General features: G+C 70.3%; 9 protein-coding genes. 7 read left to right on the forward strand and 2 right to left on the reverse strand.

Features of this window, described 5'->3' with window-relative positions:
* On the reverse strand, window positions 1-209 hold a 209-nt coding region (locus DMC18_RS09080), incomplete at its 3' end, for a LysR family transcriptional regulator (protein WP_199232557.1).
* A gap of 75 nt (window positions 210-284) precedes the next feature.
* On the opposite strand from DMC18_RS09080, the gene DMC18_RS09085 reads away from it, so the two are divergent.
* The 5 genes from DMC18_RS09085 to DMC18_RS09105 all read left to right on the forward strand — a co-directional run bounded on the left by DMC18_RS09085 (window position 285) and on the right by DMC18_RS09105 (window position 3,918).
* Entirely contained in the window at window positions 285-1,001 is a 717-nt protein-coding gene (locus DMC18_RS09085; protein ID WP_110121117.1) for an SDR family oxidoreductase, read from the forward strand.
* A gap of 95 nt (window positions 1,002-1,096) precedes the next feature.
* Window positions 1,097-1,498: an MAPEG family protein gene (locus tag DMC18_RS09090; protein ID WP_110121118.1), complete on the forward strand. Its 402-nt coding sequence runs from the start codon at window positions 1,097-1,099 to the stop codon at window positions 1,496-1,498.
* Between the two features lie 55 nt (window positions 1,499-1,553).
* The gene (locus DMC18_RS09095; protein WP_110121116.1) at window positions 1,554-2,885 is read left to right on the forward strand and encodes a TldD/PmbA family protein; all 1,332 of its coding nucleotides are present in this window, start codon (window positions 1,554-1,556) and stop codon (window positions 2,883-2,885) included.
* Entirely contained in the window at window positions 2,885-3,664 is a 780-nt protein-coding gene (locus DMC18_RS09100; RefSeq protein WP_110121115.1) for a 3'(2'),5'-bisphosphate nucleotidase CysQ, read from the forward strand. The genes DMC18_RS09095 and DMC18_RS09100 overlap by 1 nt, the downstream gene beginning before the upstream one ends.
* Before the next feature lie 29 nt (window positions 3,665-3,693).
* Window positions 3,694-3,918, forward strand: coding sequence for a DUF4170 domain-containing protein (locus DMC18_RS09105; RefSeq protein WP_101716954.1), 225 nt, complete (start codon window positions 3,694-3,696; stop codon window positions 3,916-3,918).
* A gap of 129 nt (window positions 3,919-4,047) precedes the next feature.
* On the opposite strand, the gene DMC18_RS09110 is transcribed toward DMC18_RS09105, so the two are convergent.
* Complete coding sequence (locus DMC18_RS09110) at window positions 4,048-4,713, reverse strand: tyrosine-protein phosphatase (protein ID WP_110121114.1); 666 nt, start codon at window positions 4,711-4,713, stop codon at window positions 4,048-4,050.
* A gap of 129 nt (window positions 4,714-4,842) precedes the next feature.
* Between DMC18_RS09110 and DMC18_RS09115 the strand changes: the two genes are divergently transcribed.
* Complete coding sequence (locus tag DMC18_RS09115) at window positions 4,843-6,639, forward strand: ABC transporter ATP-binding protein (RefSeq protein ID WP_110121113.1); 1,797 nt, start codon at window positions 4,843-4,845, stop codon at window positions 6,637-6,639.
* A complete protein-coding gene (locus DMC18_RS09120) occupies window positions 6,636-7,334 on the forward strand; it encodes a lysophospholipid acyltransferase family protein (RefSeq protein ID WP_110121112.1) in 699 nt (232 codons plus the stop codon). Before DMC18_RS09115 ends, DMC18_RS09120 begins: the two co-directional genes overlap by 4 nt.
* The last annotated feature ends 131 nt before the right edge of the window (window positions 7,335-7,465 follow it).

Below are 7,465 nucleotides of genomic sequence, written 5' to 3' on the forward strand. Positions count from 1 at the left end.
AGCCGGCCGTCCTCGGTCAGGGCGACGCTGCGGGTGGTGCGGGCCAGCAGCCGCACGCCCAGCCGCGCCTCCAGCCGCTGCACCGCCTTGCCTACGGCCGAGGGCGACAGGCCCAGGCTCGGCGCGGCGGCGGCGAAGCCGCCATGCTCGGCCACGGCCACGAAGGCCCGCACGCCGCCATAGCGGTCGAGGGAGGGAAGCAAGGTCATTCCCGCACTGAAGTCCGGAATGATCGGAATTCAAGTCGTTTCCGTCGCGCTCGTCCGCCGCCTAGCCTTCCGGCCATGCAGTATGATGGAAAAACCCTGGTGGTGATCGGCGGCGGCTCGGGGATCGGGCTGGCCACGGCGAAGGCGTTCGCCGCCCAAGGCGGCCGCGTGGTGATCGGCGGACGCTCGGCCGACCGGCTGGAAGCGGCGCGACAAAAGCTCGGCCCCAACGCCCAGGCCGCGACCATCGACCTCTTCGACGCCGCCTCCGTCGCGCGGTTCTTCGAGCCCCTCAACCGCATCGACCACCTGTTCACCCCGGCCGCGACCTACACGATCGCGCCGTTCGACCATCCCGACGAGGCGGCCATCGCCTCGCCGTTCGACGGCAAGTTCTGGGGCCAGGTGCGCTGCGTCCGCGCCGCCGCGCCGAAGCTGTCGCCCGACGGCTCGGTGGTGCTGATGTCCGGCGCCGCCAGCGCCCGGCCGCCCAAGGGCGCGGCGCTCTACGCCGCCGCCAACGGCGCGATCGAGGCCTTCGGACGCGGCCTGGCCGTCGATCTCGCGCCCCTACGGGTAAACGTCATCGCCCCCGGCACCATCGACGGCGACCTCTGGGCGCGCCGCCCGGTCGAGGTGCGCGACGCCGCCTTCGCCAGCCAGGCCAAGGGTTCGCTGGTCGGTCGCCCCGGCCGCGAGGACGAGATCGCCCAGGCGGTGCTGTTCCTGCTGACCAACGGCTTCACGACGGGCACGACGCTGTTCACGGACGGCGGCTACAGCCTGCGCTGACCCCGTACTCAACCTTACGCCACGTTACCGGTTGCCTTCCGGGCGGAAGCGGGGCCCATATGCGGCCCCGCTTTCTGTTCCGAAAGGTCCGCGCCATGGACGTTTCCGCCGCCGGCCACGCCGCCGCCCTCTGGGCCGGCCTGCACGTCTTCCTGCTGCTGGTGCTGTCGCTGCTGGTCGTGCGCCTGCGCCAGAAGCACAAGGTGGCCCTGGGCGACGGCGGCGTTCCCGAGCTGGCCCAGGCCATCCGCGCCTTCGGCAACGCCAGCGAATACATCCCCACGGGCCTGGGCGTGCTGGCGGTGCTGGCCGTGGTCGGCGCGCCGATCATCGCCGTGCACGGCGTCGGCTTCGTGCTGTTCGCCGGCCGCCTGATCCACGCCGTGGGCCTGTCGCGCAGCGGCGGCGTCTCGATCCCGCGCGCCGTCGGCATGATCTGCACCTGGCTGGCCTACGTCTTCGGCGGCGTGATCCTGCTGTTCTACGCCATTCCCTGAATTTCACGGGGCCGGCGGCGCTTGCTCCGCCCGCCCCGGCTCGTCATAAGGCCCCATGGACGAAAACCTGTTGCATGACGTCGTCGCCGCCGCGCGCAAGGCCGGGGCGGACGCCGCCGAGGCCGTGTTCGCCGAGCGCCAATCCCTGTCGGTGGGCGTACGCCTGGGCGAGCTGGAGGAAGTCGAGCGCGAGGAGGCCAAGGACCTGGGCCTGCGCGTCTTCGTCGGCCGCCGCAGCGCCACCGTCTCCGGCTCCGACGTCAGCCCCGAGGCCCGGGCCAAGCTGATCGAGCGCGCCGTGGCCATGGCCCGCCTGGCCCCCGAGGATCCCTATGCCGGCTTCGCGCCGCGCGACCGCCTGGCCAAGGGCCCGTTCCCGCAGCTCGACCTGGTCGACGCCTACGAGCCCACCGCCGAGACCCTGGAGACCCAGGCCCGCGAGGCCGAAGAGGCCGCCCGCGCGGTCGAGGGCGTGACCAATTCCGACGGCGGCTCGTCGAGCTGGAGCTCCACGGCCTGGCGCCTAGTCACCAGCGACGGCTTTTCGGGCCTGCACGCGGCCACGGGCTTTGGCCTGTCGGCCTCGGCCATCGCCGGCGAGGGCGCGGGCATGGAGCGCGGCGGCGAAGGCCGTTCGGTGCGCCATGCCGAAGACCTGCCGACGCCCCAGGCCATCGGCGACAAGGCCGGCCGCCAGGCCGTCTCGCGCCTCAACGCCCGCAAGATCGGCTCGACCACCGCCCCGGTGATCTTCGAGAACCGCCTGGCCATGTCGCTGATCGGCCCGCTGATCGGCGCCATCTCCGGCCCCTCGATCGCCCGCGGCACCTCGTTCCTGAAGGACAAGCTGGGCCAGCGGATCTTCGCCGCCGGCGTCCAGCTGACCGAAGACCCGCACCGCGTGCGCGGCCTGGGCTCGGCCCCGTTCGACGACGAGGGCGTGGCCACCGTGCGCCGCGCCCTGATCGACGACGGCGTGCTGACCACCTGGCTGCTCAACAGCGCCAGCGCCCGCCAGCTGAACCTGGAGACGACAGGACATGCGTCGCGCGGCTCGGCCGGCCCGCCCGGGGTCTCGCCCCACAATCTGACGCTGGAGCCGGGCGACCTCGACCTGGCCGGGCTGATGGGCCAGGCCAAGGACGGCCTCTTCATCACCTCGATGTTCGGCCCGTCCCTGAACGGCAACACCGGCGACTGGTCGGTGGGCTGCTCGGGCTTCTGGTTCGAGAACGGCCAGGTCGCCTATCCGGTCACCGAGATCACCGTCGCCGGCAACCTGATCGACATCTACGGCCGGCTGGTCGTGGGGTCCGACCTGGAGATCCGCGGGGCCAGCAACAGCCCGTCCATCCTGGTCGACGGCCTGGCGATCGCGGGCAAATGATGAGCGACCTCGACCTGATCCTCGACGCGGCCCGCGAGGCCGGCGCCCTGGCCCTGAAGGCCCGGGAAGGCGGCGTGAAGATCTGGTCGAAGGAAGGCGGCTCGCCGGTCACCGACGCCGACCTGGCCGTCGACGCCCTGCTGAAGGAGCGCCTGCGCGCCGCGCGGCCCGACTACGGCTGGCTGTCGGAGGAGACGGTCGACGATCCGACCCGGCTCGACACCGCGCGCCAGTTCGTGGTCGATCCGATCGACGGCACGGTGGCCTTCATGAAGGGCAGGCCGTGGTTCGCCGTCTCGGTGGCCGTGGTCGAGAACGGCCGGCCGATCGCCGGCGTCGTCCACGCCCCGGCCCTGGACGAGACCTATGCGGCGACCCTGGGCGGCGGCGCGACCCTGAACGGCGCGACCATCGCCCCCAGCCCGACCGAGGCGCTGGACGGTTCGGCCATGCTCGGCGACGCCAAGATGTTCGCCCACCCGGCCTGGCGCACGCCCTGGCCGCCGATGCGCATCGAGGCCCGCAACTCGATCGCCTACCGGGTCTGCCTGGTGGCGGCCGGCGCCTTCGACGCGGCCATCGCGCTCAGCCCCAAGAGCGAGTGGGACCTGGCCGCCGCCGACCTGATCTGCGACGAGGCCGGAGCGTTGCTTACCGATCACCTCGGCCGAAAATTCGCCTACAACCAGCCGAATCCGACGGTTCCGAGCCTGGTTTGCGCGAATAGGGCGCTTCACCCGTTGATCCTGTCACGCGTCGGGCATATCGACCTGCCATAATCATAATTTCCGCAGGAACGTGCTCCCCCATGTCCGACAAGCAGCTTCTTCATATCGTGATCGGCGGCGAACTGAAGGATGTCGCCGGAACCGAGTTCCGTGACCTCTCGAAGGTGGAATTCGTCGGCGCCTACCCGACCTACAACGACGCCCACGCCGCCTGGAAGGCCAAGGCGCAGGCCACGGTCGACAACGCCCACGCCCGCTACTTCATCATCCACGCCCACAAGCTGCTGGACCCGAGCGCGGCTTAATCAAAATCCTCCCCCTGAAGGGGGAGGTGGCCGCGTAGCGGTCGGAGGGGGAAGTTCCCCTTCACATGCGGCGGAGGTCTCTTCCCTCCGTCGCCTTCGGCGACACCTCCCCCTTCAGGGGGAGGGTCACTACTCCCGCCGCAGCAGCTTGTCGGTCAGCACCTTGCCGAGCATGCCGGCGCGGAAGGTCTTCTTCATCGCCACCGGATCGTAGTCGTCGCTGTCCACCCACTGGGTGAAGGTCAGGCCCTTGGGCGCGCCGCGCTCGAGGTACTGGTCGAAGGTGTAGTCGAGCACGCCGGTGTTGCCCTCCTTGATGTGGAGGTAGCGGCCCGACAGCTGCTTCTTGGCCTCCTCGATCGGCAGGCCCAGGCGATAGTGGGCGTAGAGCACGCTCATGATGCCCGCCCGGTCGGCTCCCGACTTGCAGTGGATCAGGGCCGGATACTCGATGGTCTCGAACAGCTCCTTGGCCCCATGCACGCGGGCGCGGATCGGCACCTCGCGCGAGGTGATGGTGAAGTCGACCATCTTGATGCCCAGGCGCTCGCAGGCGTCCTTCTCCAGCGCGTAGAAGCTGCCGTCGAAGCCGCCGCGCAGGTTCACCACCGTCTTGATGCCCTGCTTCTTCCACCAGGCCAGCTGGAACGGCCAGGGCTGGTTGGTGCGCACGAGCTCGGGGCTGACCCAGTGGGCGTTGGTGAAGCCCACACGCAGATAGGCGTGATCGTTCCACATGTAGTGGAGGTAGGTCTTGAAGCGCCCCCAGCGCGTGGAAAGGTCGAAACCGGCCAAGTGGCGATCCTCTGAAAACGCGCCTAGATAGGGCGGGCTGGGGATTATTGCAAAACCCCGTGTCGTTTGGCCGGTTACTGATGCGCCGGCGTCCTTGACAGCCCCCCTGCGAAATCCGACCCCTCGCCCATGACAGACGCCGCCGAGACCGAGCTTTCCAACCGCGCCCTGGCCGCGCGGGTCTGGCGCGACTATCTGCGGCCGCGTTGGAAGGGCCTGGCGGTTTCGGTCGTGACGGCCGCCGCCGTCGCCTATCTGACCTCCAGGCTGCTCTACCTGACCGGGCCGGCCGTCGACGACCTGATCGGCCATCCCAAGCCCGGCGCCCTGTGGGCGATTCCGCTGACCATCGTCGGCATCGCCGTCGCGCGCGGGATCTGCCAGGTGATCCAGGCCCGGGTGATCAGCGCCATCGGCAACGGCCTGGTCGGCGACGTGCAGGTCGCCCTGTTCGGCAAGCTGGTGCGGGCCGACCTCTCCCGCCTGCGCGGCGCCCATTCGGGCTCGTACGTCGCCTCGATGCTGTACGATGCGGGCCTGATCCGCGAAGCGGCGACCACCGGCGTCATCAACTACGTGCGCGAGGCCCTGATCGTGGTCGGCGCCATCGTGGCCATGCTGCGCTACGAGCCCGTCCTGACCGTGGCCGTGCTGCTGATCGCGCCGCTGGTCAGCCTGATCACCCGGCGGTTCTCCAAGAAGACCAGCAAGGCCGCCAAGGGGGCCATGGGCGAGACCTCCAACCTGTCGACGGCGATCATGGAAAGCCTGGACGGGGTCAAGATCGTCAAGATGGAGAACCGCGAGGCCTATGAGCAGGCCCGCGTCGCCGAGGTGGTCGACCGCCGCCAGAAGCATCTGATCAAGGGCAGCAACGCCAAGGCCATGGCCGCCCCGACGACCGAGACCTTCACGATGATGATCGTCGCGGCCGTGTTCTTCTACGCCGGCTGGCGGGCGCTGGGCGGCGGCATCACGCCCGGGGACTTCCTGGGCTTCCTGGGCGGCCTGCTGGTCGCCGGCCAGTCGTTGCGCCAGGTGTCGAACCTGCAGACCGTGTTCAGCGAAGGCTTCACCGCCGCCCGCCGGCTGTTCGCCGCGCTGGATGTCGAGCCGGCCATCGTCGATCCCGCCGACGCCAAGACCCTGCCGGCAGGCGACGGCTCGGTGAGCCTGGACCATGTCGACTTCGCCTATGGCGAAAACGCCCCGGCCCTCTCCGACGTGTCGCTGCACGTGCGCCGGGGCGAGACCGTGGCCCTGGTCGGCCCGTCCGGCGGCGGCAAGAGCTCGATCCTCAACCTGATCCCGCGCTTCTACGACGTGACCGGCGGCGCGGTGAGCATCGACGGCCACGACGTGCGCTCGGTGACCCTGGCCAGCTTGCGCGACCGCATCGCCCTGGTCACCCAGGAACCGTTCCTGTTCGACGACACCATCCGCGCCAACATCGCCTACGCCAAGCCGGACGCGACGGACGCGCAGATCGAGGCCGCCGCCGCCCAGGCCGCCGCCCACGACTTCGTCAGCGCCTTGCCCGAAGGCTACGAGACCCGGGTCGGCGAGGCGGGCGCGCGCCTGTCGGGCGGCCAGCGCCAGCGCATCGCCATCGCCCGGGCTTTCCTGAAGAACGCCCCCATCCTGCTGCTCGACGAGGCCACCAGCGCGCTGGACACCGAGAGCGAGGCCCTGGTGCAGGCGGCGCTGGAGCGGCTGATGGCCGGCCGCGCGACGATCCTGATCGCCCACCGCCTGTCGACCGTGAAGCACGCAGACCGCATCTACGTCATCGACAAGGGCCGCGTCGTCGAGACCGGAACCCATGCCGGCCTGGTCCGCGCCAAGGGGCTGTACGCCCGCCTGGCCAAGGCTCAGGACCTGGATCACGCGCCCCCCGCTCTCGGCTCCGAGGAGACCGCCTCTTGAGGCCCCTGCGTTCCCCCCTGGTCATCAAGATCCTGTCCTCGATCTTCGCCGGCTACACCAGGCTGGTCTTCGCCACCCTGCGCCTGACCGTCGAGGGCCAGGACAAGGCCGAGGGCGTGTGGGCCGAAGGCCGCACCAAGGGGACCGGCGCGATCCTGTGCCTGTGGCACTCGCGCATCCCGCTCTCGCCGCTCAGCTGGCCGCAGAGCCCGGCCCGCCAGGACATGCGCGCCCTGATCTCGCTGTCCAACGACGGCGAGTTCATCGCCCGGACCATGGACAAGCTGGGCTTTCCGGCCATCCGCGGCTCCTCGGCCAAGAAGAGCGACCTGGGCAAGAACAAGCACGGCGAGCAGGCCTTCCGCGACATGATCAAGTGGGTCAAGGACGGCGGCGGCATGGCCATCACCCCCGACGGCCCGCGCGGTCCGGCCGAGCACATGGAAAAGGGCACCCCCACCCTGGCCCGCTTCACCGGCGCCCCGGTGCTGTTCGTCGGCCTGGCCGCCAAGCCCTGCCTGCGCCTGGGCTCCTGGGACCAGACGATGGTCCCCCTGCCCTTCGCCAAGGCCGCCATGGTCTGGGACGGCCCGACCGGGGCGGGGCGCGGGGATGATCCCGAGGCGCTGGTGGCCGAATGGGAGGCCCGGCTGTCGGCGGTGACCCGGCGAGCCGAAGAGATCGTGGGGCTCTGACCCTTCTCCCCTTGCGGGAGAAGGTGGCGGCGAAGCCGACGGATGAGAGGTCGAAAGACCTCTCCGCAAACTTCTGAGAGACCCCTCACCCGACCTCCCTCCGGGAGGCCACCCTCTCCCGCAAGGGGAGA

Source organism: Caulobacter sp. D5 (assembly GCF_003185805.1).
Taxonomy (GTDB): domain Bacteria; phylum Pseudomonadota; class Alphaproteobacteria; order Caulobacterales; family Caulobacteraceae; genus Caulobacter.